Source organism: Geobacillus zalihae NBRC 101842 (assembly GCF_001544135.1).
Lineage (GTDB): Bacteria > Bacillota > Bacilli > Bacillales > Anoxybacillaceae > Geobacillus > Geobacillus zalihae.
The window spans coordinates 1-2238 of record NZ_BCPV01000123.1; the positions used below are offsets into that span (position 1 = coordinate 1).

Here is a 2238-nt window from a genome sequence, read left to right on the forward strand (position 1 = left end):
CAAAGCCGATGGAACGATCACCCTGAATAAACAGCTATACGAAGTGCCGCCTCGGTTCATTGGGCAATCGATTGAGCTCCGCTATGACGAACGAGGCGTCTATGTGTACGAAGATGGCAAACGGGTGGCGGAAGCCATTCGGGTGCGTTTGGAGGACAATGCCTATGTAAAACGCCATCGGTCCCCGTTTGCGGCGATTCCGGCGAAGGAGGGAGAACACGGTGTATAAATCGTTTTACTCCCTTTCGCGGGAGCCGTTTGCGAAAGAAACAGACCCGTCCGAGGCGTATCAAGGGGCGTCATTTCAGGAAGCGTTGCGGGCGCTGGAGTACGTGAAACGAACCCGGGGGATCGGGCTGTTGATCGGAGAGCCGGGGGCGGGCAAGACGTTCGCCCTTCGGGCGCTGAAAGAGTCATTGAATCCATCATTGTATCATGTCGTCTACTTTCCGTTATCCACCGGAGGCGTGATGGATTTTTACCGTGGACTGGCCTTGGGATTAGGAGAGGAACCGAAGTACCGCAAGGTAGACCTCTTCCGCCAAATCCAGCAGGCGATCGAGCGATTGTATCATGAACGGCGGATCACGCCGGTGTTCATTTTGGATGAGATGCATTTAGCGAAGGATGCATTTTTACAGGACATCGCGATCTTGTTCAACTTTGAGATGGATTCGACCAACCCATTTGTCTTGATTTTGGCCGGGCTGCCCCATTTACAGGGGAAGCTGCGGCTCAATCAGCACCGCCCTCTCGACCAGCGGATCATCATGCGATACCGGATGGGGCCGCTGGAGAGGGAAGAGGTGGCGGGCTACATCGAGCATCGGATGAAACAGGCCGGGGCGAAGCACCCGATCTTCACCCCATCAGCGTTAGAGGCGATTGCCCTGCAGTCGCGGGGATGGCCTCGGGTGATCAACATGTTGGCCACGACGTGCCTGTTATACGGGTATCAGCTGAAAAAGGACGCCATTGACGAAGAAGTGGTGCGCATGGCCGCAGAGGAAATGGGGTATTAGCACGAAAGGGGCCGAATCGGCCTCTTTTGTGCTTTTTCTTTTCCATCGGTCCATCAGGCGCGCTGGAAATCTTCATCTGAAAGAGCGTGCAAACGTTCCGAAAGAATGTGCAAAATCCGGAACAATCCGCAAAAATTTTGCACATTATTTCCGAATCCGCCTGAAATAATTTGAAAAAGGGATTCTGAAATAATGTGCTAGTTTACACTTGCTTCTTACAATTTAGGAGTATTCCATGAGGTTCTTGGCAATACGGATAAAGCCCTTTCATTCTATCAACAAGCAGCAAATGAACAATATGAAAGAGCTATAAAACGTTTAGAACTTCTAAGGTAGTTTTTATAAGTGCTATAGCCTCTCCAAAATTGCTGATGTAGATATCTGGCTTAGAAAAAATAATAAGTCACATTAGTAGCTTCCTTTCCCTTTTCGGGTGGCAGGAGTACCATGTCTCCTGATCGGTGCCGGCTACATGGAGCCACTGCCGTTTCCCCTGTACCCGAAAGCCCGTTTTATCCACGTGAAGAACTGGAGAAGGCAATAAGGCTTCGTGGAAAAGGAAACGGATGCCGGCAAGGATGCCGCCGGCCTGCCTGTTGATTTCACCAGCGTTCCTTCACTGATCCGATGGCCAAAGATATCTTTCATGAACTCTGTAGTCCGGCGATTAGGGAAGCAGTTGGTATTAGGTAAGATAGAGACAAGCAGCGCTTTTACCCTTGGGCCATATTGCACGGAACTGGTCACATATGAGGGAAATTCCGCTTGGTGAAGACGATGACAGTAGGGACAAGATTGATTTCGCATTCGTGTTGAGTCACCTTTATCGGCAACGATGGAAGATCCCATACTTGCCGGGTGTGAGATGCCGAAGAGCAGGAACGTGTTCCAAGGATACCCCGCAGCTTTGGCATGGGTCACCCGATGTACCACGATATGATGAGGGTTGCCGCCTTTTGGAGCATGTGACATCGATGTCCGATCTGTTCCACTTGGACGCTTTCCGGTTTTCTTCCGTAAGGAGGTTCGAGGGCGAAACGAATCCGAAGAAGGAGGACAATGGCTGTTAGTCCTGTTTTTTTGTGTGTGCTTCCAACTGTTCAACACGTGCCTGTAGCTGATGGATGGTATTTTCTTGTTGTTCCTCACATTTCGCACCCTCCCAACGAAAATCGGGAGGATTTTTTGTGTCCATCGTCGAATGAATCCTTGACAT

Annotated in this window: 3 protein-coding genes; 2 read left to right on the forward strand and 1 reads right to left on the reverse strand. The window is 50.4% G+C overall.

The window, feature by feature from the left end; genetic code table 11:
• Together GZ1_RS17615 and GZ1_RS17620 are read left to right on the forward strand one after the other, a co-directional pair.
• Nucleotides 1-229, forward strand: a 229-nt coding sequence (locus GZ1_RS17615; RefSeq protein ID WP_174520701.1) for a Mu transposase domain-containing protein, incomplete at its 5' end; no start/stop codon positions are given.
• Complete coding sequence (locus GZ1_RS17620; protein WP_060789006.1) at nucleotides 222-1022, forward strand: ExeA family protein; 801 nt, start codon at nucleotides 222-224, stop codon at nucleotides 1020-1022. The genes GZ1_RS17615 and GZ1_RS17620, both read left to right, overlap by 8 nt.
• 403 nt (nucleotides 1023-1425) lie before the next feature.
• Here GZ1_RS17620 and GZ1_RS19915 read toward each other — a convergent pair whose 3' ends face one another.
• Nucleotides 1426-1623 carry an IS66 family transposase gene (locus tag GZ1_RS19915; RefSeq protein WP_083509342.1) on the reverse strand — a complete coding sequence of 66 codons (198 nt, stop codon included), beginning with the start codon at nucleotides 1621-1623 and terminating at the stop codon, nucleotides 1426-1428.
• Nucleotides 1624-2238 lie beyond the last annotated feature (615 nt).